The sequence below is a fragment of the Lentzea sp. NPDC058436 genome (genome assembly GCF_042721515.1).
Lineage (GTDB): Bacteria > Actinomycetota > Actinomycetes > Mycobacteriales > Pseudonocardiaceae > Lentzea.
On record NZ_JBHXLF010000001.1, the window covers coordinates 1,572,448 to 1,596,687 of the forward strand.

The 24,240-nt window shown below is 69.9% G+C and carries 4 protein-coding genes; all 4 read right to left on the bottom strand.

The window, feature by feature from the left end:
• Position 1 precedes the first annotated feature (1 nt).
• From ACFWN2_RS06535 to ACFWN2_RS06550, 4 genes are read right to left on the bottom strand one after another with little or no spacing between them, the layout of a single operon-like run.
• Positions 2 to 1,036: an ABC transporter substrate-binding protein gene (locus ACFWN2_RS06535; RefSeq protein WP_382425273.1), complete on the bottom strand. Its 1,035-nt coding sequence runs from the start codon at positions 1,034 to 1,036 to the stop codon at positions 2 to 4.
• Positions 1,037 to 1,073: 37 nt separating this feature from the next.
• Entirely contained in the window at positions 1,074 to 4,643 is a 3,570-nt protein-coding gene (locus ACFWN2_RS06540; RefSeq protein ID WP_382425274.1) for an amino acid adenylation domain-containing protein, read from the bottom strand.
• Complete coding sequence (locus tag ACFWN2_RS06545) at positions 4,640 to 19,411, bottom strand: amino acid adenylation domain-containing protein (protein WP_382425276.1); 14,772 nt, start codon at positions 19,409 to 19,411, stop codon at positions 4,640 to 4,642. The genes ACFWN2_RS06540 and ACFWN2_RS06545 overlap by 4 nt, the downstream gene beginning before the upstream one ends.
• Positions 19,408 to 24,162, bottom strand: coding sequence for an amino acid adenylation domain-containing protein (locus ACFWN2_RS06550; protein ID WP_382425278.1), 4,755 nt, complete (start codon positions 24,160 to 24,162; stop codon positions 19,408 to 19,410). The genes ACFWN2_RS06545 and ACFWN2_RS06550 overlap by 4 nt, the downstream gene beginning before the upstream one ends.
• Positions 24,163 to 24,240: the final 78 nt, after the last annotated feature.

Sequence of the window (24,240 nt, forward strand, 5' to 3'; positions counted from 1 at the left end):
GTCACGCCTTGCCCGCTGCCTGCACGAGCTGCGGGATGATCTTGTCCAGGGCGTAGGGGATGCTCAGGGTCGACGGGAACGCGATCGACAGCGCGGTCTCGACATCGATCGGGATGTACGCGCCCTTCTTCACCGCCGGCAGGTTCTGGAACAGCCGGTCGCCCTCGACCTTCGCCTTCTCCTCCGCCGAACGGAACGAGAACAGCACGAGGTCGGCATCGAGCAGGTCGGTGTTCTCCTGCGCGACGGTCGCGCGCCCGGCCGGTCCGGCCTGCGGCAGGCTGGTGACCTTCTGCGACAGCGTGAGACCGAGCTGGGACAGGAATGCAGCCGATGCGTCGGTCGGCAGGATGATCGTTGCGATCGCGCCGTCGGAGTTGATCAGGCTGAACGTGAAGGTCTTGCCGCTGAGCAACTTCTCGTGCTGCTTCTTGGCGGCCTCGACCTTCGAGGTCACGTCCGCGACGATCTTCTTCGCCTCGTCGGCCCGGCCGAGCGCGCTGCCGATCCGGGTTGCGCGGGTCTGCCAGGTGTCTTCGGCGACGTCCTTCTCGTACGAGAGAGTGGGCGCGATGGCGCTCAGGTTCTTGTAGTCGTCGGCCAGGCTGTAGCTGTCCGTGGCGAGGATGAGGTCGGGGCCGAGCGAGGCGATCTTCTCGAACGGCAGGTTGTCCTCGTAGCTGAGCTGCTCGATCTTGGCGCCGCCGAGCTTCGCTTCGACCCACGGAGGGAGGCCGGAGTCGAAGTTCGTCGACGGCGTCGTGGCCACGGGGTTGACGCCGAGCGAGACCGCCTCGTCCAAGTCCCGCATGAAGCCGACCGAGATGACCTTGCCGGGCTTGGCGGGGATGACGGCCTCACCCTCGGCTCCGGGCACGGTGAGCGGGAAGCCATTGCCCGCCGGGGCCGATGCGGGCGACGTCCCGGACGAGCCGCTGCCGCAGGCGGACAGGGCAACGCCGAGCGCGCCCACGCCCGTCGCGGTCAGGAAGAGCCGCCGGGACAACCCTGTGGCGTTCCCGTTCTTCTGCACCATGTCGTGAAGTACCTCTCTTGCGATCTTGCTTGGCGGGTCAGGTGAGCGCGGCGGCCGTGATGGGGCCGACGTCGCGCAGTGCGGTGTCCGTCATGAGTTCCTCGTGTCGCCAGCCGACCTGCCGGATGACGACGCGGCCGTCGACGTACGGCGTCCAGTCGGGCGGCTCGTCTTCGGCAGCAGCGCGGACGTAGGTGACGTCACCGCGAAAGCGGCCGAGGGGTCCCGCGCGGTCCACCGCTGCAACGGCGCTCAGGCTCGCGGTGACATCGGCCGGAAGGTCGAACGGCAAGTCGTCGTCCTCCTCGCCGGGCGAAGTCCTGGGATAGCTGTCGAGCAGCACGAGCGCCTGGACCTCGCGCCCCGACTGCTCCAGCACGCCCGCGACGGCGTGGGCGATCACCCCGCCCATCGACCAACCGAGCAGGCACACCGGGCCGTCCGGAGCGATCGAGATGATCTCCTCGACGTAGCGACCGGCGACGGCCTCCAGATCCGGGCGCCCGGTGAAGCCTGTCGCCTGCAACGCGTACACCGGCCGGTCGGGCAGGTGCGGGAGAAGGCCTGCGTACGACCAGCCGAGCCCGGATGCCGGGTGCACGCAGAACAGCGGTGTCGCGTTCCCGTTGCGCCGCAGCGGGAGAAGTCGATCCAATGAGCGGTCAGGAGAAGCGAGCCGCTGCGCGATGGCCGTCGGTGTCTGTGCTTCGAGCACAGCCCGCACGCCGACGGACGCGCCGAGTTCGGATCTGATGCGGGAGGCCAGCCGTGCGGCCAGCAGTGAGTGTCCGCCCAGTGCGAGGAACGAGTCGTCCGGTCCGACCTCTGGCACTCCGAGTACATCCGCCATGAGCTCGCAGATGGCCTTCTCAGTGGCTGTCGCGGGTGAACGCGACGACGTTGCCGCGAAGTCCGGAGCAGGTAGGGACCGGCGGTCCAGCTTGCCGTTGGGCAAGATCGGAAACTCGTCCAGCACCACGACGGCGGCCGGCACCATGTGGTCGGGCAGCAGTTCGGTCAGCACGCTTCGCAGATCGCCGAGCGGTTCGTGCGCCACCACGTATGCGACCAGGCGTCCTGCCCGCGTGACCACTGCGGCGCGCTCGACGCCGGGAAGTCCACGGAGAACGGTCTCGACCTCTCCCGGTTCCACCCGGTGGCCGCGGATCTTCACCTGGTCGTCCGCACGCCCGAGGAAGTCGATCGTGCCGAGCGCGTTGAGCCGTACGAGGTCTCCGGTCCGGTACAACCTCCCGCCGGAGCCGAACGGGTCGGCGACGAACCGCGCCGCGGTCTCGCCGGGGCGCCCGAGATACCCGCGGGCCACCCCCTTTCCACCCAGGTACAGCTCCCCCGGGACACCCAGCGGCACCGGATTGAGGCTCGCATCGAGCACGTACGAGGTCGTGTTGCTCACCGGTAGGCCGATGTGCGGCGAGGTGCCCGGTTCGATGCGGGTCCACAACGCGTCCACCGTGCACTCGGTGGGGCCGTAGAAGTTCAGACCTACGCCCGCGAGGTTCTGCCACAGACCGGGTGAGACCGCTTCCGCTCCGGCGGCCACCACCGACGGGGCGTGCTCTCCTCGCAGCAGGCCTTCGTCCACGAGCAGTTCCAGCAGCGACGGCGGGCACTCCAGCACATCGATCCGATGGCTCCGGACGTAGTCGACGATCTCCGCCGGCTCGCCCATCAGCTCGTCTCGCAGGACGTGCATCTCATTGCCGGCGAACATCCAGGTCAGCGGGTCGAGTGACGCGTCGAAGGCGAACGACGTCGAGTTGAGCACCCTCACGGTCCGGCCGACGGGCTCGATGACGGAACGCCGGTGCGCCATGGCGAGGTTCGCCAGTCCTCCGTATGTGGCCACAACGCCCTTCGGGCGGCCGGAGGAGCCCGAGGTGAACAGCACGTAGGCCGCGGACTCCGGCCCCGCCGGACCGCACGGGGTTCCGGTGCCGGTCCACGAGGATGGATCGGGCGTCACTGTCGGCAGGTCGAGATCTGTCTGAAGGCCGATGACGGCGGCCGGTGCGGCGTCGGCGAGCACCGAGGCGATCCGGTGAGCCGGGTAGGCGGGATCGATCGGTACGACCACTCCCCCTGCCTTCCACACCGCCAGCATCGCGACCACGACATCCACGGAGCGAGGGAGCGCTACGGCGACCGGTACCTCAGGCCCGGCTCCCAGTGAGACCAGGTGCGCGGCGAGCTGGTCCGACCGGATGCCGAGCTCCCCGAACGTGAGCCGGACGTCACCGCACACCACGGCAGTCGCCTCGGCCGGACACGCCGCGACCAGCTCCGTCGCGAGCACGTCGGGGAACACGACCTCGTGGTCGTTCCACGCGATCTGCGCAGCCGGTGAGGTCGGGCCGATGCGCCCGACAGGCGTTCTGGGATCGGCCCGAAGCACCTCCGCCAGCAGATCGGCGATCTCCGTCGCGCGCTGCCGCGTCAGGAGGTCGGCCCGATAGGTCAGGGAAAGACCTTCCCCCGGTACCGCGGTCAAGGTCACGGCGTAGTGCGTGGCATCCACCGTGTCCACACCGGACACCTTCAGCGCCAAGGCATCGCGGACTCGGTCGATCTCGTCGTCGTTCACGGGATACGACTCGACGACCACGAGGGTGTCGAACAGTGCACCGACACCGGCGAGCGCCTGGACGTCGGCCAGCCCGAGGTGATGATGGTCGAGGGTCGTGGCCCATGCTTCGTGCTGGCGGTGCAGCAACGACTCGAACGTCTCAGAGGGCAGCAGGCGCACGCGCACCGGGATGGTGTTGATGAGGAGGCCCAGCATCTCCTCCGCCCCCGGCAGTTCGGCCGGCCGTCCTGACACGGTGGCACCGAGCACGACGTCGTTGCCGCCGGTGAGCCGCGCCAGCGTGATACCCCATGCCGCGTGCACCAGCGTGCTGAACGTGACGCCGAGCCGCCGGACCAGATCCGGCAGACCAGTGGCGTCACAAGGCACTGGGATCTGCTCGGCCCGTGGCGTCGTCGTCCCGGTGTGCGGTGCCAGCAGCGTCGGCTCGCTGACCCCGTCGAGCACGCCTCGCCACACGTCGAGAGAGGCGGCACGGTCTCGACGGCCCAGCCACGCGAGGAAATCCCGGAACGGACGCACCGCTGGCAGGGGCTGACCCGCGTAGAGGGCGAACAGGTCGCGCAGAAGCAGCGGTGAGGACCAACCATCGAGCAGGATGTGGTGCTTCGAGATCACCAGCCGGTGCTGCTCCGGGCCGGTTTTGATCAGCAGGAACCTGATGAGCGGTGGCTCGTCCATCGCGAACGGCTCCGCGCGGTCGGCGATCAGTGCGGCTTCGACCTCGGCCTCGGTCAACTCCGCTTCGGTCCACGGCACCCGTACCCGCCGCAGCACGACCTGCACGGCTTGGTCCTCGTCCAGGACGAACGCGGCACGGAGGTTGGCGTGCCGCCCAACCAGCGCTTCAGCGGCAGCACGCAGACGAGCGGAGTCGAGAGGTCCGGTGAGGTCGAGGACCGTCTGGACGGTGTAGACGTCCGCGCCGTCGAGCGTCGCGTGGAAGAGAAGGCCTTCCTGCAACGGTGCCAGAGGCAGCACCTCCTCGATGTTGCTCACAGCGCACCCCACTTGGACTCGAACGCGTCGATCTTGGACTGGTCGATCGACACCAGCGGCATGTCGGACGGCGTGTGCCCACCACCGGAGTCGTTCGCCAGCGCGGCCAACGCCTCCAGCCAGAGCGACGCAAGCTCGTCGATGTCGTCGAACACCCCTTCCGGGTAGGACCACGTGGCACGCAGGACCGGACCGTCCGCCGTGTCCTCGGTCAGGGCCGTGATCTCCAGCGCCGCCGCGACCGGCGCGTCCGGGTCGGAAACGCCTGCGAGATCAGCGAACTCCGCCGACTGCGTCCACGGCCCGGACTCGCCAGCGGAGCCGTATCGACCCAGGTAGTTGAAGAGGATCTCCGGTGCCGGACCGTCGAGCCGCACGTCCGGGTTCAGGTGGCGAAGCAGCCCGTAGCCGATGCCACGATCCGGAAGTGCACGCAACGACTCCTTGACCAGCTTCACCGCGTCGCCCGCCACATCCACAGTGGACAGATCGAGCAGCACCGGGTAGCGCGTGGTGAACCAGCCGACCGTCCGGGACAGGTCCGCGCCGGGCACGACGTGTTCCTCGCGACCGTGTCCCTCCAGGTCCACCGCCACGACGGACTTGCTGCGCCACGCCTTCACCGCGAGACCGAGCGCAGTCAGCAGAACGTCTTCCACTCCGGCGAAGTACGCCTCCGGCACTGACGTCAGAATGGCGTCGGACACGTCGGTCGGAGCCGCGACTCGAACCGAACGCACCGTGCGGGTGGTGTCCCGAGCCGGATCAACCGGCCGTGAAGCCAGCGGATCGACTTCGAACTGCCACAACGGAAGCTCATCACCTCGTCGTCGAGCAGCGGTCACCAAGCCGTGCGCCCAGTGACGGAACGGCGTCGAAGACTGTTCCAGCCGTCCGGTCCGGTACGCCTGGGCGAGATCGGGGACGAGGATCCGCCAGGAGACCCCGTCCACCACGAAGTGATGAACGACGATCAGGACCTGGTGGTCGAAGCAGACGACCTGGAGCACGACGCCGTTCTCCGGGTCGAGCCGTTCCGCCGCGGCGTCGAGTTCGGTGCGGACGTCACCGGTCGCGCGACGCACCAGGCCGGCGACCTCGGACGCCAGCGGAATCGTCATCCCGGAGGCCGTCACCTTGGCGCGCAACACGTCGTGCGTGCGCACCAGCACCTCGACCGCCTGCGTGAGCCGTTCGAAGTCGACGTCAGGCACGTCGAGCACGGCCGTCTGGGCGAATCGAGGCCGCAGCCCGTCGCGTTCAAGGACAGCACGCATCACCGGGGTGAAAGGCATATCTCCGTGTGCGGGCAGCTGCGTCGGTGCTTCCTCGACCACACGCGAGGACGTCAGGAGCGCCAACGCGGCAGGCGTTCGGTGCTCGAAGACGTCACGCGGCGACACCTGGAGCCCTGCCGCGCGGGCCTTGGACACGAGCTGGATGGACACGATGCTGTCCCCACCCAGTGCGAAGAACGAGTCGTCCGGCTCCGCGTCCCGGCCGAGCACCTCGGCGAACACCGCACAGAACGCCGCTTCGGCCGCGCTCGCCGGAGCCCGGGAAGGCGCCCCGGAAGCGAGGTCGGGCGCCGGCAACGAGCGACGTTCGACCTTGCCCGAGGGCATCAGGGGGAACGCGTCGAGGTAGGTGAACGTCGCCGGCACCATGTGGTCCGGCAACCGGGTCCCGAGCCATCCGGCGAGGTCTCCCGCCGGTTGGCCGACGTGGGTGACCACGTACCCAGCGAGGAGAGTCGCGCCGCCGGGAGCCCTCACGGTGGTGACCACCGCTTGGCGCACTGCGTCGTGCTCACCGAGAGCCGCCTCGATCTCCTGCAGCTCGACGCGCATGCCGCGGATCTTGACCTGGTGGTCGACGCGTCCGAGGAACTCGAGCGTGCCGTCCGGAGCCCACCGGGCGAGGTCGCCGGTGCGGTAGAGACGCTGGCCGGGAGTCCACGGGTCGGCGACGAACCGGGCCGCGGTCTGGCCGGGGTCACCGACGTAGCCGCGGCCGAGCGGCAGCCCACCGGTGTACAGCTCGCCCTGCACGCCGACGGGTACCGGGTTCAGGGCGGCGTCGAGCACGTGGATGCGGGTGTTCGGGTTGGGCCGGCCGATGCTGATGCCGTGCCGGTCTTCGCCGTCGCGGTAGAACTGGTGGCTGACGCCGATCGTCGCCTCGGCTGGGCCGTAGCCGTGGTACATGACCGCGTCGAGCTTGTCGCGGAAGCGGTCGAACAGCTCCGGGGTCAGCGCCTCACCGCCGCACCAGACGTGCTTGAGCGACTTGCGGACCTCGTCGATGCCCGGCAGTTGCAGCAGCATGTCGAGCATCGACGCCACGAGGTAGGTGAAGCTCACCCGGTGCCGCGTGATCAGGCCGAGCAGGTACTCGACGTCGCGCTCACCACCCGGTTCGGCGATGACCAGCGTGGCACCGGTGACGAGCGGCAGGAAGATCTCGTTGATCGAGATGTCGAATCCGAGCGGCGCCTTGAACAAGGCGGCGTCGCCCGGTCCGTACACGAGCATCTCCTGCTGCCACAACAACCTCGCGGCGATCGCCTGGTGGCAGATCATCGCGCCCTTGGGCGTGCCGGTGGAACCGGAGGTGTAGATGACGTACGCGAGCCCGTCGGAGTGCAACGCCGGTGTCGCTGCGGGCACACCCGGATCGGGCTGCTCACCGACCAGCACGGGAACGCCCAGTTCGGGCAGCCCTTCGCCGGTCGCGCTGAGCACGAGCCGCAGCTGTGCCGTGTCGTGGATGTCGGCGATGCGCTTGGCGGGCCACGCGGGTTCGAGCGGGACGAACGACGCACCGACTTGCTGGATACCGATCAACGCGGCGACCAGGTCCGCCGAGCGGTCGAGGTGCACGCCGACGACGTCCTCAGCACCGATGCCGCGAGCGGTGAGCACGCGGGCGATGTGGCCTGCCTTCTGCTCCAGCTCGGCGTAGGTCAGGCGGAGGTCGCCGTCCACCAACGCCAGCGCGTCCGGCGTGCGGGCGGCTTGTTCTGCGAACAGGCCGGGCACGGTGGCCTCGCGCACCGGGGTCGCGGTGTCGTTCCAGCCTTCGATCAGCTGGTACCGCTCGGCCGCGCTGAGCACGTCGATGGCGGACAGCCTGGTGTCGGGCGCGGACGCGAACGTCCGCAGAATCGTCACCAACCGTCGAGCCAGCACCTGCACGGACTTCTGGTCGAACAGGTCCGCGTCGTACTCCACCGAGCCGTCGAACGCACCGTCCGGCAGCGGGGTGAAGTTGACCGCGAGGTCGAACTTCGCCCCGGTCTCCTGGCTGCCGCTGACCGGAGTGGCGACAACGCCGGGCAGTCCAGCGTTACCGGTGTCGGCGGGCCGGAAGTCCACCATCGTCTGGAACAGCGGGTGCCTTCCAGCCACGCGCTCCGGGTTGACGGCCTCGACAACGCGGTCGAACGGTGCCTCCGCGTGTGCGTATGCCCCCAATGCTGTCTCCCTCACGCGTGTCAGCAACTCGCGCACGGTCGGGTTGCCGTCGAGGTTGTTGCGCAGCACCACGGTGTTCACGAAGAACCCGACCAGGTCGTGCAACGCCTCGTCGTCACGACCGGCGACCAGAGCGCCGAGCGGGATGTCCGTGCCCGCGCCGAGCTTGTGCAGCAACGTCGCGACCGCGGCTTGGACGAGCATGAAGTCCGTGACGCCGTGGAACATGCCCACGGCCCGCAAGCCCGTGACGACCTCGGCGGGCACGGAGAACCTGATCGCTCCTCCGCGTTCACCGGTGCTGGCCGAACGCGGCCGGTCGGTCGGAACTGAGAGCGCTTCGGGCATGCCGGCGAGCTCGCTCGCCCACCACCGCAGCCGCTGCGCCAGCAGGCTGTCCGCATCGGCGGCATCGCCGAGCTGATCGCGCTGCCAGAGCGTGAAGTCCGCGTACTGCACGGACAACGGCTTCCAGCTCGGCGCCTGCCCCTCCAGTCTCGCCGCGTACGCCTCGGCCAGGTCGCCCAGCAGCGGGCCGGTCGACCACTCGTCACCCGCGATGTGATGCACGACCAGTGCGAACACGTGGTCGTCAGGTCCCTCGGAGTACAGCGCCGCACGAATCGGCAGCTCTGTGTCGAGCGCGAACGGCCGGCCGGCGAACTCGGCGGGATCGCCTACCCCCACCTCCAACGGCACGGCCACGTCTTCCAGTACCTGCTGGTACGGCGTACCCGCGATGTCCGGGTAGATCGTGCGCAGAGCTTCGTGGCGTGTCACGACGTCCTGCAGTGCCGCTTGCAACGCCTCCACCGACAGCGGGCCGCGCAGCCGTGCGACGTAGGGGACGTTGTAGGTACCGGTGGGCCCGTCGAGCCTGTGCAAGAACCACAACCGCAGCTGCGCGGGCGAGAGCGGAATCCGCTCAGGCCGTTCCTGCCGGGTCAGGGCCGTCCGGACGACGACGTCGTCGTCCGCGTCGAGCTGTGCTGCCAGACCCTCGACCGTAGGGGCGTCGAACACCGACCGGATCGATATGTCTCCACCGGTTTCGGCGCGCAGCCGGGAGAGCAGCCGGGCCGCGAGCAGCGAGTGCCCGCCCAGTGCGAAGAACGAGTCCTCCACACCGACCCTGCCGACCCCGAGGACCTCGCTGAACAGGTCCGCCACGAGCCGTTCGGTCGCGGTGCGGGGTGCGGTGCCCGCGCCGGTGAACTCCGGCGCGGGCAGCGCTCGCCGGTCGAGCTTGCCGTTGGGAGTCCGGGGAAAGACGTCGAGCGGGAGGATCACAGCCGGCACGAGGTAGTCCGGTAGCGACTTCGCGAGTTGGTCGCGCAGGTGTGCCGGGTCCACGTCTCCTGTCACGTAGCCGACGAGGCGGGTGAGGCCGTTGTCCGTGCGCGCCGCGACCACGGCCTGGGTGACACCGGGGAACGCGGCCAGTGCCGCTTCAACCTCGCCGGGCTCGACTCGATAGCCCCGGATCTTGACCTGGTCGTCGACACGCCCGAGGAACTCCACCGTGCCGTCGGCGCGCCTGCGCACGAGGTCACCGGTCCGGTAGAGCCTGCCGCCGGTGTCGAACGGATCGGCGACGAACCGTGCCGCAGTCTCCCCGGGACGGTCCGCATATCCGCGCGCGAGTCCGGCACCGGACACGTACAGCTCCCCTGGCACGCCCACGGGAACCGGGGCCAACGCCTCGTCCAGCACGTACGCCCTGGTGTTGGCGACGGGACGACCGATGTGCGGCGTACCCGGTTCGATGCGGGTCCACAGCGCGTCGACGGTCGCCTCGGTCGGGCCGTAGAAGTTGAACGCGGTGACCTCGGCCAGCCGAGACCACAACGTGCCGCCCACGGCCTCGGCGCCTGTGGCGATCACCGCCGGCGGGCTGTCCATCAGTCCTTCGGCGACCATGAGCTCCAGCAACGACGGCGGCACGTCCACGAAGCCGATCTCGTGCTCGCGGATGTGGCCGACGATGGCCGCGGGGTCGCCCATGAGGTCGTCCGGGAGCACGTACATGGTGTTCCCGGCGAGCATCCACACGAGCGGGTCGATCGTGCCGTCGAACGCGAACGACAGCAGGTTGAGCACTCGAACCGGGCCCGCCGGGTCGATGACGGCACGGCGGTGCGCGAGCGCGAGGTTCACGACGCCCTCGTGCGTCGCGATGACGCCCTTCGGCCGTCCTGTCGAACCGGACGTGAAAACGATGTAGGCGGCTGACCCCGGCAACGACCCGGTCGGCTCCGTCCCCGCGACCTCGTGCTCCACGGTGGACAGCACCAGCGCGGGCGCAGCCTCGGCCAGCACCGTCGCGACCCGTTCCTCTGGATGGCGCGGGTCAACGAGCACCGCGACACCCCCTGCCTTCCAGACGGCCAGCAACGCCACTACGACGTCGACCGACCGGGGAAGCACGATCCCGACCCGGACCTCCGGCCCGACGCCCTGCGCGGCGAGGTGCCTGGCCAACGCGTCCGTACGGGCGTCGAGTTCGGCGAACGTCAACGACTCGTCGCCGCAGACCACCGCGACCGTGTCCGGCACGCGGGCCACCTGCTCGGCGAACAGGTCCACCAAGGTCAAACCGGACAGCGGCTCGGCCGGCTGGTTCCACCGCTCCAGCAGCTGCTGGCGTTCGCCGGGCTCCAGAACGTCCACTGCGGACAGCGGAAGGTCACGGGCCAGCGCCGCGAAGACCCGGCCGAGCCGGGCGAGCAACAACTCGGCCGTGACCTGGTCGAAGAGATCGGCGTCGTACTCCAACGAGGCCAGCAGGCCCCCGTCGGAGTCCGCGGTGAACGTGAAGCCGAGGTCGAACTTCGCGGCAGCGGCCGGATCGGCCTCGACGACCTCGGCGGTGACCCCGGCCAGCCCGGTGACGTCCGAGGCAGGGTTCCAGAAGTCGACGAGCGTCTGGAACAACGGGTGCCCCGCCGAACGGTCCGGGTTCACCGTCTCGACGACGCTGTCGAACGGCACGTCGGCATGGGCGTACGCGTCCAGCGCGACGGCCCGGACGCGACGCAGCAGCTCGCGCGGCGCCGGGTTGCCCGTCAGGTCGAGCCGCAGCACGACGGTGTTGACGAAGAACCCGACCAGTCGCTCCAACGCCGGATCCGAACGGCCTGAGACGAGCGCGCCGAGCGGGATGTCCGTGCCCGCGCCGAGCTTGTGCAGCAACGTGGCGACGGCGGCGTGAGCGAGCATGAGCTCACTCGCCCCGGTGTCGGCCAGCAACGCGCGCAGCGCCGTCACGGTCTCGGCCGGGATCTTCGCCCGAACCCGGCCGCCGGTACCCGAGGACTTAGCGGGGCGGGACCGGTCGGTGGGCAGGGCGATCGCGACCGGAACGTCGGCCAGCACCTCCGACCAGCGGGCGAGCTGGCGGGCCAGCAGATTGGAGCCGAGCAGGTCCTGGTGCCACAGCGTGTAGTCGGCGTACTGAACGGGCAACGGTTCCCAGCTCGGAGCCTTGCCGTCGCGCCGGGCAGCGTAGGCCTCGGAGAGGTCGCCCAGCAGCGGCCCGGTCGACCAGTCGTCACCCGCGATGTGGTGCAGCACAAGGGAAAGAATGTGCTCGTCCTCGGCCACTCGGAGCAGCGTGACCCGGATCGGGATCTCGGTCTCCAGGTCGAACGGCTGGGCCGCCGCGCGGTCCAGGTCGGACCGCGCGGTCGTCTCGGTGAACGGCGTGCCCACCCGAGCGAGCACCCGCTGCTCGGGCGTTCCGTCGACCTCCAGGAAGACCGTGCGGAGACTCTCGTGCCTGGCCACCAGGTCGCCGACCGCGGCCCGCAACGCGGAGACGTCCAACGGTCCGGACAGGCGAGCGGCGAACGGCAGGTGGTAGGTCGCGGACGGGCCGGCGAACCGGTGCAGGAACCACAACCGGCGCTGTGCCGCCGACAACGGCACGCGCACAGGTCGCGGTCCTGCGGCCAGCACCGGTGCCACGTCCTGCGTCCGCGCGTCGAAGTACGCGGCGAGTGAGGCGACGTCCGGGTGGTCGAACACGACCCGGATCGACGGCGTCCCACCGAACTCGGCTCGGATGCGCGAGATCAGCCTGGTGGCGAGCAGCGAGTGGCCACCCAGGGCGAAGAACGAGTCCTCGGCCCCGACCGACGGCAGGTCCAGCACCTCGGCGAACAAGGCGCACAAACGATGTTCGGTCGGCGTGGCCGCAGGGCGCGACACTCCCGTGAAGTCGGGTGCTGGCAGTGCCCGCCGGTCGAGCTTGCCGTTGGGCAGGCTCGGGAACGCCTCCAGCACGACGAACGCGGCGGGCACGAGGTGGTCGGGCAGCAGCCGACTGACATCCGCGCGGAGTCGCTCGGCGGAAGCCGACCCTGTCACGTAGGCCACGAGCTGACCGCTGCGGACCACGACCGCGACCTGGGCCACCCCGTCCAGTCCGCTGAGGACCGACTCCACCTCACCCGGCTCGACCCGGTGACCGCGGACCTTGACCTGGTCGTCCGCGCGGCCGAGGAAGTCGATGGTGCCGGAAGCGTTGAGCCGCACGAGGTCTCCGGTGCGGTAGAGCCTGCCGCCGGAGCCGAACGGGTCGGCGACGAACCGCGCCGCGGTCTCGCCGGGCATGCCGACGTAACCGCGCGCCACTCCCCTGCCGCCGAGGTACAGCTCGCCCGGCACACCCGGCGGCACCTGATTCAGCGCGCAGTCCAGCACGTGGGCGGTGGTGTTCTCGACCGGGCGGCCGATGTGCGGTGTCCCGGGCTCGATCCGCGTCCACAGCGCGTCGACCGTCGCTTCGGTCGGGCCGTAGAAGTTGAGAGCGTTCACCTCGGCCAGCGAGGTCCACAGCGCCGGTCCCACAGCTTCGGCACCCGTGGCGATCACTGCGGGCGGGTCGTCCAGCAGTCCGTCCGCGACCAGCAGTTCGAGCAGCGACGGCGGCACGTCGACGAAGTCGATGCGGTGCTCGCGGACGTAGGCGACGATGGCCTCCGAGTCGCCCATCAGCCGGTCCGGGAGCACGTGCATCTCGTGCCCTGCCAGCATCCACACCAACGGGTCCACCGACCCGTCGAAGGCGAACGACAGCGAGTTCAGCACGCGCAGCGTCCGGCCCAGCGGGTCCATCACGGCCTTGCGGTGCGCGGTCGCGAGGTTGACGACGCCGCTGTGCGTCGCCACGACACCCTTCGGCCGACCGGACGATCCGGAGGTGAAAACGATGTACGCAGCTGATTCCGGACCTGCCGGGCCGCGAGGATCACCAGTCCCGTGCCACGAGGCCGGAGCCGGCAGCACTGTCGGAACGCCGAGGTCCTCGCGAGTCGTGATCGCCACGGCCGGCGTGGCTTCAGTGAAGACGGCCGCGATGCGTTCGGCCGGGTACTTGGGGTCGACGGGAACCGTGACACCGCCCGCCTTCCACACCGCCACCATCGCGACGACCACGTCGACCGAGCGCGGCAAGACCACCGCGACCGGCACCTCGGGACCGACCCCCAGCGATACCAGGTGGCCAGCGAGCTTGTCCGACAACGAGTCCAGCTCGCCGAAACTCACCGCAATGCCTTCGCTGACCAGCGCGATCAGCTCGCGGTCGTGCTCGCGCAGCAGGTCCGTGATCAGCAGGCTCGACGGCCAGGCGACGGGCGCGTTCCAGCCGGACACCAGCTCACGTTCTGCCTGAGCCAGCAGGTCAAGCGATGCGACTGCGGCATCAGGCCGTTCCGCCAACGCGCTCAGGACGGTGAAGACCTTGTCGAGCGCGGTCCGCACGGTGGCCCGGTCGAACAGGTCGGTGCGGTATTCGAGCTTGATGCGCAGAACGTCCTCGTCGGGCATCAGCATGAGCGTCATCGGGTAGTGCGTGTAGCCGCGCGACCAGCCGACCTCTGCGGTGAGCCCACCGCTGCCAGCCGGGTCGAGCAGGTTTGCCTGATCCAGCGGGAACGTCTCGAACACCATCAGGGTGTCGAAGAGCCGTCCCGCGTCGACCTCGGTCAGCCGCTGCAGTTCGGTCAAGCCGAGGTGCTGGTGCTCCAGCACCTCGGTCCGGGCCGTCTGAAGCCGGGTGACGACGGTGCGGGCGGACTCGCCCGGCGACCAGTGCACGCGCACCGGCACGGTGTTGATGAACAGGCCGACCATGGACTCCACGCCGGTCAGCTCCGGCGGGCGCCCGGACACCGTGATGCCGAAGACGACGTCGGTGCGGCCCGTCAGGTGACCGAGCACCAGGCCCCAGGCCGTGCTGAGCAACGTGTTGAGGGTGACCCCGCAGTCGCGGGCCGTGGCGTGCAGCTTCGCGGCCAGCTCGGCCGAGACGACGTCCACGACCTCCTCCGGCAGAACCGCGCTTTCCGCGTTGCCGGAGCCCGCCAGCAGGGTCGCCTCGTCCACGCCGTCGAGCACGTTCGCCCACGCGGCCAACGACTCGTTCCGGTCGCGCCGGGCCAGCCAGGCGACGAAGTCGCGGTAGGGCCGGGGACGCTCGGGGGTCGTCGTGGCCTGGTAGAGGGTGAACAGGTCGCGGACGACGAGCGGCGTCGACCACCCGTCCAGGATCAGGTGGTGGTTCGTCACGACCAGCCGGTGATCGTCCGCCCCTAGCCGCGCCAACGTGAGCCGCAGCAGCGGAGGCGCGGCGAGGTCGAACCCGGCGCGGCGGTCGGCCTCGAGGAACTCCTCCAGCGCGGCACGATCCGCGACGGCGAGCGTCGTGATCACCGGCTGGGCCTCGGTCAGCACGATCTGGACGGGCTCGCCGCCGTCGTCGGTGAACGCGGTGCGCAACACCGGGTGCAGCGCCACCAGGTCCGCAGCCGCGCGGCGGAGCCGTTCGACGTCCAGCGGTCCCCGCAGGTCAACGACGAGCTGGACCGAGTAGAAGTCGACGGCGCCCTCGTCGTAGCGGGCGTGGAACAGCAGGCCGTCCTGCAGCGGCGACAGCGGCAGCACGTCGTGCAGTTCGGGGTAGCGGTGTTCCCAGCGTTCGATCTCGTCCTGGGTGACGTGGACCAGTGGCAGGTCCGTCGGGGTCCGGCCACCCTGCTCGACCGCACCGGCGATGTCGGTCAGTGCTTCGACCCACTGCCGTCCCAGTTCCGCCACGTCGTCGTCGGTGAACAACGCTTCGGGGAACCGCAGACCGATTGCCAGCTCGGCTTCCGGCGTGATGCCGACGTTGGCCATCAACGCGGCCGCGGCGGGCAGGTCGGGATCCGATGCCGGTGCGACGCCGCCGAACGAGATCTCGCCGAAGGCGTCCTGGGTGCGCGGCCCGATGTGACCGAGGTAGTTGACGAGGATCTGAGGCTCGGGAACGTCGGAGAGTTCGCCGTCGCGGAAGCGGAGCAGGCCGTAGCCGATGCCGCGATCGGGGATGCGGCGCAGGTGTTCCTTGACCCGCTTCACCACGGTGGCGGCCGGGCCAGAGGCATCCAGGCGCACGGGGTACTGGGTGTTGAACCAGCCGACCGTACGCGAGAGGTCGGCGCTGGGGACGAGGTGTTCCTCCCTGCCGTGCGCCTCGATCGCGACCACGGTCGAGGTGATCCCCCGCCACCGTGAGACCGCGAGACCGAGTGCTGCCAGGAGGATCTCATCCGGGCCTGCGTGGAACGCGGTGGTGATGGTGGCAAGGTCCGGAAGCGGGGCGGTGAGTGCGACTTCGCGGACCGTCGCCCTGGTGTCCTGTGCGTGGTCGATCCGGCGGATTCCCAGCACGGGGTCCTCGCCGGTGAGGATCTCCTGCCACAGGGAGAGCTCCGCTGTTCGGTCGATCTCGGCCAGGCTCTGGGTCCACGAGCGGAACGAGGTCCGCACCGCCGGTAGCGGCTCGCCGGCCAGGGCGGCCGCGAGATCTTCGGCCAGGACACGGCAGGACAGCCCGTCGGTCGCGAAGTGCTGGCAGGTGAGTAGAACGCCGTCGTCGAACAGCGTGGCTTGGACGAACACCCCAGCCGCACGGTCGAGCCGTGCGACCGCGGCCGCGTGCTCGTCCTTGAGCGGCAGGGTCGCGAGGGTCAGCACGTCCTCGGCGCGGACGGTCCCGATAGGACGGATCTCCAGCTCGGTGCCGGGCATCCGCAGGCGCAGGGTGTCGTGGTGATCGAGCAGTGTCTGGAGCGCTTCGGTCACGGCGGGCAGCTCGGCGTTCGTCGGGACGAAGACCGCTTGGGAGAAGCGTTCGAACGAGCCGCCACGCTCCAGGAACGCCTTCATGATCGGAGTCAGGCCGACGTCGCCGACAGAGTCAGCGGTGTCAGCTGCCAGCTCCTCGGCGGGCCTCGCCAGCGCCGCGAGTTCGGCCACGGTGCGCAGGTCGAAGACCTGGCGTGGTGAAAGATCGAGGCCGGCCGCGCGGGCACGGCCGACGAGCTGAATCGCGACGATGCTGTCGCCGCCGAGTTCGAAGAAGGATTCGTCGACACCGACGTCGTCACGCCGCAGCACCTGTCCGAACAGGTCGGCCAGCAGTCGTTCGGTCTCGTCTTGTGGAGCACGTCCTGCAGCGCGGGTGACGACGGGTGCGGGCAGCGCTCGCCGGTCGAGCTTTCCGTTGGCGGTCAACGGAAGTGCGTCCAGTGCGGTGATCACGGCCGGGATCATGTGTGCAGGCAGGTGAGAGGCTGCGTGGGCACGAGCGTCGTCCGGGTCGGCACCGACGACGTAGGCCGCGAGATACGGAGCCGGACCGTCGGTGCGCACGGTGACAGCCGCACCGGTGACCCCGGGAGCGCCGGCCAGTACAGACTCGATCTCACCGAGTTCGATCCTGAAGCCGCGGATCTTCACCTGGTCGTCGGCACGCCCCAGGTACTCCAGTTCACCGCTCGACGTGCGCCGGGCCAGGTCGCCGGAACGGTAGAGCCGCTCCCCAGGCGCGCCGAACGGGTCGGCGACGAAGCGGGTCGCGGTCAGACTCGGACGGCCGTGGTAGCCCCGCGCGAGCTGTGAGCCACCTACGTAAAGCTCACCGGGAACGCCTTCCGGCACCGGCCGCAGCGCGGTGTCCAGCAGATGCACCGAGAAGCCGGGCAGCCCATCGCCGATGACGCTGGCCGAGCCGCTGAACGCGGCATCGTCCAGAAGCCGGTGCGTGACGTGCACCGTGGTCTCGGTGATGCCGTACATGTTGACCAGCTCGGGTCCGCCCGGACGGCGCCAGGACGCCAGTCGCGCGGGGTCCAGGGCCTCGCCGCCGAACACGACCGTGCGCAGGGCGAGCTGGCGACCGGTGTCGGCGGCGATCAGTTGGTAGAACGCCGAGGGCGTCTGGTTGAGGACCGTGACCTTGTGGGTTTCCAGCAGGTTCAGGAAGTCCTCAGGCGAACGGGTGACGTCATGCGGGACGACGACGAGCGTGCCGCCATGCAGCAGCGGACCCCACATCTCCCACACGGAGAAGTCGAACGCGAACGAGTGGAACATCGTCCACACGTCGTCGGCTCCGAAGTCGAACCGTTCCTGGGCCGCGGCGAACAAGGCGACCACGGCGCGGTGCGGAACCACCGCCCCCTTCGGGGTTCCGGTCGAGCCGGAGGTGTAGATGACGTAGGCCGTGTCATCAAGACGTGCGCGACGACGTGGTCCGGAGCCGGTGTGCCCGTGCGGGCTCACGCGTAGCACGTCGGACACGAAGGCGTCGTTCGCGACCACCGCGACGGGCTTGGCGTCGTCGAGCACGAACCGCAGACGCTCGGCCGGGTAGTCCGGGTCGAGCGGAAGGTAGCCGGCGCCGGTCTTGAGCACCGCCAGCGTGGCGACGGCAAGCTCGGCCGACCTCGGCAACACGATCGCCACTAGGTCGCCGGGGCCCGCGTCGATCGCGCCGGCCAAGGCGGAGGCCCGCGCGTCCAGCTCGGCATAGGTCAGCGACTCGTCGCCCGACACCACCGCGACGGCTTCAGGCGTCCGCGCGGCCTGTTCCTCCAACAGGTCGAGCAGCGTCGAGGTCGGAAGCTCAAGCGGTGCGGCGCGGCCCATCAGCGCGCCACGTTCATCGGCGGACAGCGGGTCGATTGAGGCGAGCACGGCGTGCGGGTCCGCGACTACGGCGGACATCACCCGCTGCAGCCGAGCCAGCAGCTGCCGGGCCGAGGTCTCGTCGAGCACGTCCGGCCGGTACTTGAGCGTCACTTCCAGGCCACCTGCGGACGGCATCACCATCAGCGTCAGCGGGTAGTGCGTGGAGATGGGGCGAGCCGGTCGCGGCGCCCGCAGTCCGCACGCGGCGAGCGCAGCGTCGATCGCTCCCGAGTCGAACGGGAACGACTCGAACACCACCAGGCTGTCGAACAGCTCACCGCTGCCGGACCACGCGCTCGCGGCCTTCTGCGTGTCGACCAGGCCGACGTGCTGGTGGTCCAGCAGGTCCGCCTGCTCGTCCTGCAACCGGCGCGCCAGGTCGGCGATCGTGGCACCGGGGTTCAGCCGCACCCGCACCGGAATGGTGTTGATGAACAGGCCCACCATGTTCTCGACGCCGGACAGGTCGGCGGGCCGTCCGGACACGGTCGCGCCGAACACCACGTCGTCGCGCCCGGTGAGACGCGCGGCGAGCACCGCCCAGGCCAGCTGCACGACGGTGTTCACCGTGACGCCGAGCGCGCGGGCCGTGGCGGTGAGGGTGTCCGCGGACACCTCCTCAACGATCTCCGCGGGCAACAGCGCCGGCTTTCCGTGCGCTTCGGGCACCAGCAACGTCGATTCCTCGACTCCGTCGAGCGCCTTGCCCCACGCGTCCAGCGAGGCTTGTCGATCGCGACCGGCGAGCCACGACAGGTGGTCGCGGAACGGGCGGGCGACCGGCAACCCAGCGCTCGCGCCATCGGCGGCGTACAGCGCGAACAGGTCGCGCATCAGCAGCGGTGTCGACCAGCCGTCCATCACGAGGTGGTGGTTGGTCAGGACCAGCAGGTGGTGTTCCGGGCCGAGTCGCAACGCCATGGCCCGCAACAGCGGCGGCGTTCCCAGGTCGAAGCGCGTCTGCCGGTCCGTCTCGATCAGCGCGCGGGCGCGCTCGTCGTCCACGTCGTACTCGGTCCACGGCACGTCGACTTCGCGCAGCACGACCTGCACCGGGTCACCGACATCGCGGACGAACGCGCTGCGCAACGCCGTGTGCCGCTGGACGAGCGCGCCGACGGCACGGCGCATCCGGGCGGCGTCGAAAGGTCCATCGAGGTCCACCACAAGCTGGGCGAGGTAGACGTCGGTGCCGTCCTCGTCGAGGGTGGAGTGGAACAGGAGGCCCTGCTGCAACGGCGACAGCGGCAGGATGTCCTCGATCGCGCTCATGCACGCTTCCATTTCGCTTCGAGGGCGTCGAGCTGGTTCTGGTTCAGGGAGACCAGCGACACGTCGGACGGAGTGCGGCCACCGGCGTCCCCGCCGGAGGCGTGCCGAGCCAGGCCCTGCAACGCCTTGTGCCACAACGAGGACAGCGCGACGACCTCGGCCTCGTCGAACGCGCCGTCGGCGTACATCCAGTGCGAGACCAGCGCTGGACCTTCGGCCGTGTGCTCGGTGACGGCGTTGATCACGAGACCGGCGATCAGCGGCATGTCCGAGTCGTAGGCCGCGGACAGTCCACCGGCGGGCACGGTCCAGCCCGCCTCCCCCGCCGCGTCGAACCGACCGAGGTAGTTGAACCCGATGCGCGGCGCCGGGGCGCCCGCGAGGTCCACGTCGCCCTGCAGGTGTCGCAGCATTCCGAACCCGATGCCGTGGTCCGGCCACGACCGAAGATGCTCCTTGACCCGTTTGACGAGCGCCCCTGCCGCAGCACCGCCGTCGAGAGCCTCGGCGAGGTCGACGCCGGTGGTGTCGAGCCGGACGGGGTGCTGGCTGGTGAACCAGCCGATGGTCCTGGACAGGTCGGCGCCGGGGACGGCGGCTTCCTGGCGTCCGTGACCTTCCAGGAGGACGCTGAAGGACCGGGCATCGGCGTTCCACGTGCCTCCGGCGACAGCGAGCGCCGCGAGCAGCACGTCGTCGACTCCGGCGAAGAACAGCGCAGGCACCGTGGTCAACACGGCGTTGGTGGTCTCCGCGTCCAGTCGAACCGTCACGGTGCGGAGGTCGGACCAGGTCTGGTCCTTCAACGCTTTGTCCTGCAACGGGTCCGGACCGTCCAGCACCGCGCGCCAGGCTGGCAGTTCACTCGTCCTGTCCGCCACGCGAAGGCCCGTCGCCCAAGTCCGGAACGGCGTCGCCACCGGAGGAAGCGCGTTGCCGTTGTAGGCAGCGGCCAGGTCCTCCACGAACACGCGCCACGACACACCGTCCATGACGAGGTGGTGCACGACGACGAGCAATCGGGGCGTGCCGGGGAACCACACAGCCTGCACGACAACGCCTTCGGCCGGGGCCAGCCGTCCGGCCGCCGCGTCCAGCTCGGCGTCTACATCGGACTCCGCACGACGCAGCACCGCAGCCGCGCGAACCGAGCCGACCTGCTGGAACTCCAGCGACGGAAGTCCCTCACCTCGGGTCAGCCGAGCACGGAGAGCATCGTGACGGTCCAACACGGCCTGCAGTGCCGCGGTCAGCTTGGTTTCGTCAAGCTGACCGGGTCCTTCGAACACCAGGGACATTCGGTGTCCGTCGCCGAGCGGCCCCCGTTCGGCGAACGACCGCATGATCGGTGTGAGTTCGACCGGTCCGGTGCCGTCCGCCGCAACGGTCGTCGCCTCCTTGAGCACTGCGACCTTCGCGAGCGCTGCCGGGGTCCGGTGGGCGAACACGTCGCGGGGCTTGATCTTCAGCCCGGCTTTGCCCGCTCGGCCCACCAGCCGGATGGCCACGATGCTGTCGCCGCCGAGTTCGAAGAACGACTCGTCCACGCCGACCGACTCACGGCCGAGTGCCTGCGCGAACAACTCGGCCAGCCGTGGCGCCAGGTCGTCCTCGGCCGGCTTGCTCAGGCCGGGCAACGCGGCGAGGGCGGCAGGTGTGCGGTGCGCGAACACGTCGCGAGGTTTGATCTTCAGCCCGGCCTTGCCCGCACGGCCCACCAGCCGGATGGCCACGATGCTGTCGCCGCCGAGTTCGAAGAACGACTCGTCCACGCCGACCGACTCACGGCCGAGGACGTCGGCGAACAACGCGGCGATCCGCGTCTCGAGTTCATCGGCGGGACGGGTGCCGACAGCCGCGCCGAACGACGGCGCCGGGAGCGCGCGACGGTCGAGCTTGCCGGACGGTGACAACGGGATCTCCGCGATCTGCATGAACGCGGCGGGCACCATGTGGTCAGGAAGCGTCGCGGCGACGTGGGTGCGCAGCGCGTCGGCGTCGAACCAGTCGGCGACGACGTAGGCGGCCAGGTAGGTGCCGCCGGGGCCGTCGATTCGGGCGATCACGACCGCTCGGGAGACGGCCGGGTGCGTGCGCAGCACGGCCTCGATCTCACCGGGCTCGACCCGGAAGCCGCGGATCTTCACCTGGTCGTCGACCCGGCCGCGGAACTCCAACGCCGCGCCGGGCAACCAGCGCATCCGGTCGCCGGTGCGGTAGAGGCGGCCTTCACCGAATGGGTTGGCGACGAACCGTGACGCCGTCAGCCCAGGCCGATTCAGGTAGCCGCGCGCGGCCTGCTCGCCACCGATGTACAGCTCACCTTCGACACCGACCGGAACGAGCCTGAGCCGCTCGTCGAGCACGTGGCAGGTGAGGTTGGCGACCGGGGACCCTACCGGCACGGGACCGGCGGCCACCGCGCCGTCCACTGTGGACACCGGGTGCAACAGCGAACCGACAGTGGTCTCGGTCGGGCCGTACTCGTTGATCACGTCGATGCCGTCAGGCACCCGCCAGTCGTCGAGCATCTCGCCGCGCAGTGCCTCGCCGGCGATGAGCAGCGTGCGCGGCCCGTCGTTCGCGAAGCGCACTGACGGCAGCAACGGCAGGTGACTCGGCGTGATCTTGAGGAACGTCGCTTCGCCCACCGCGTCGGCGATCGCGTCCGGGGAGTCCTCGCACAGCTCGATCGAGCCGCCGCAGATGAGCGGGCCGAACAGCGGAGTGACGGTGAAGTCGAAGGAGATGGACGAGTGCACGAGCGCATGACCGGCCAGGCCCGGGAACCGGTCCAGCGACCAAGCGAGGTGGTTGCGGAGTGCGTCGTGCGAGATCATCACCCCCTTGGGCACACCGGTCGAGCCCGAGGTGTAGATGACGTAGGCGGGGTGTCCGGGCACCAGGTCGACCTCGGGATCACCCGGTTCCACCTCGGCGAGCCTGGCGGCGGTGTCCGGGGCGTCCAGCAGGATCGTCGGCAGGCCAGGCGTAATCGGCAGGCACGTGTTCGACGTGGTCAGCAGCACGCCGGGCCGTGAGTCGGTCAGCATGAACCGCACCCGGTCGGCCGGGTACTCGGGGTCGACCGGCACGTACGCGGCACCGGCCTTCACGACCGCGAGGACGGCGACCAGCATCTCGACCGACCGCGGAATCGCGATGGCGACGAGGGTTTCCGGCGTGACTCCGTCGGCGACGAGCAGCCGGGCGAGTGCGGTGGCACGACGGTCGAGTTCGCAGTAGCTCAGCTCCTGACCGGTGGCGAGGACCGCACGGGCGTCAGGCGTCGCCGCAACCTGCTTGGCGAACAGCTCCGGCAGCAGTGGCGCGGCGACCTCGGCGTCGGTGGAGTTCCAGGAGGTGAGCTCGGCGCGTTCGCCCTCGGTCAGGATGGGCAGGTCGGCCACGAGGGTGTCCGGAACTGCCAGCGCCACGTCGAGGATCAGGTCGAGGTGGCCGAGCAACCGTGAGATGAGCTCGACCGCGTGCGGTCCGTTGGGGTGGTTGGCCTCGACGGTCAGGTCCTCGCCATCGGTCTCGACGGCGAGGGTGAGGGAGAACCGGGCATCGGATCCGGGCACGTGCCGGCGGACCGCCGTGAACCCGGCGTTGCGGAACGGGCCCAGCACGGGAGTGCGCAGCGACAAGACGACGTCGAAGAGGCCGGCGTCGCCACGGGTGCGGCCGGGTTCGACCGCACGCGCGATGTCGTCGAGGTCGACGTCCTGATGTGCGTACGCCGCGAGGCACACGCTCTTGGCACGGGCCAGCAGGGTGGCGAACGTGTCTTCGTGCTCGACCCGCACGCGCAGCGGGATGGTGTTGCCGAGATAGCCGACGACCTCGTCGCCACCGGGCAGGTCGCGGTTGACCACCGGAGCGCCGATGACCAGGTCCCGGCTGCCGGTGTAGCGGTGCAGCAGTGCGGTGACGGCGGCCAGCAGCACCATGAACGTCGAGGCGCCGTCGGACTTGGCGAGGTCGCGGACGCGGCCCGCGATGCCGGGCCGGAAGTGGCGATGCTGGTCCACTCCGGACGTCGTGTCGCGGGACACGGGCAGTTGCAGCGGTTCCGGTGGAGCACCGAGTGCCTCACGCCAGAATTCCGCGCCGCCTTCGCGGCTCTCCAGCGACAGTTGGGCGAACTGAGGTGCGGGCGGGAGCACTGCGCCGGTGTAGGCGGACATGAGCTCGCCGTAGAAGATCGCCGAGGTGGCATCGTCCCAAGCGATGTGGTGTGCGACGACGAGAAGGGTCGCCGTGGTCTTGCCGGTGACGATCAGGCCGACGCGGACAGGCGAGTCGGCTGCGAGGTCGAAAGGCCGACTGCCCAGCTCCCGGCAGATGCGGTCGGTCTCGGTTTCGCGTTCGCCGACCGGCAGCACCCTCAGGTCGCGCACGTCGACCACCGGTGGCAAGTCCGGATGCGCGACCGGGCGGACCTCGCCGTCGTCAGCCATCGCATAGGTCGTGCGCAGGACGTCGTGTCGCTTGACCACGGCCCTGACCGCCGACCCCATCGCGACGACGTCGAGCTGGCCGCCGAGGTCGACGGCAATGCGCACGTTGTAGCCTGCCGAGGCCGGGTCGAGCTGTTGCAGCGACCACATCCGCCGTTGTGCCGGAGTCAGCGCGGCACCGCGCGTCGCCGACGCGGGCGCTTCACCGAGCTCCCGCTCGGCCAGCTTGCGCCGCACCAGATCCCGTCGCAGTGTGTCGAGGTCCGCTCGCCCGTCCTGGGTGGCCACGCTCGTGCCTTTCCTTTGCAGCGACCGGTTTCCGCGCACGGCGGAGCCAGCCTGTGGTCGTGAGGGGGTGTGGCTGAG